Annotated in this window: 1 protein-coding gene; it reads left to right on the top strand. The window is 75.8% G+C overall.

Annotated features, from left to right (window positions below; translation table 11 throughout):
• A partial coding sequence (locus AC27IO_RS24895) for a TolC family protein (protein WP_498741302.1) occupies positions 1–869 on the top strand: 869 nt, incomplete at both ends.

Genomic DNA, 869 nt, shown 5'->3' with positions numbered 1-869 from the left:
AGCAGGTGGCGGCCACGCAGGAGCGCATGCACGAGGCGGCCGACGCCGGTGCCGAACTGGCGCGCCGCATGGCCCGCGTCGGCAACTGGAGCCGGCTGCAGCAGGCCCGCGAACAGGCGCTGTGGGCCGACAGCGCCGCCCAGCTGGCCCGCGCGCGGCTGGACGCCGCCACCGAGCGCGAGCAGCTGTCGCGGCTGATGGGCTTGTGGGGACCGGATGCGCACTACACGCTGCCCGACCGGCTGCCCGACCTGCCGGCAGAGCCCGAGGCCAGCGAAGGCATCGAGGCCCGGGCCCTGCGCGAACGGCTGGACGTGCGCGCCGCGCGGCTGGAGCTGGACCGCGTGGCCGACACCGAAGGCTTTGCCGGCGTGGCCCCCTGGGCCGGCGGGATCGGCCTGGCCTACACCCGCAACACCACGACCGAGCAGGACACCGGCCATGCCGACGTCAAGCGCGGCTGGGAGGTGGAACTGGCCGTGCCCCTGTTCGACTGGGGCGGCGCCGCACGCTCCCAGGCCCGGGGCCGCACGCTGCAGAGCGCGGCGCAGCTGCAGGATGTGGCCCTGCGCGCCCGCAGCGAGGCGCGCACCGCCTGGCTGGGCTACCGCACCGCCTACGACCTGGCGCGCCAGCAGCGCGACGCGGTCGTGCCGCTGCGCCGCTTCATCAGCGAGGAAACCACCCTACGCTACAACGGCATGCTCGCCAGCGTCTGGCAGATGCTCGCCGAGGCGCGGGCCAGCAGCCAGGCCGTGGCCGATGCGCTGCAGGCCCAGCGCGACTTCTGGCTCGCCGAGGCCGACCTGCAACGGGCCCTGGCCGGCACCTCGGGCGGTGCGTCCAGCGCCGTCGCATCCGCCGCCCTG

The organism is Acidovorax sp. KNOB132 (genome assembly GCF_057541515.1).
Note: the sequence above shows the minus strand (reverse complement) of the source record. Positions and strands in the feature narration are given on the sequence as shown.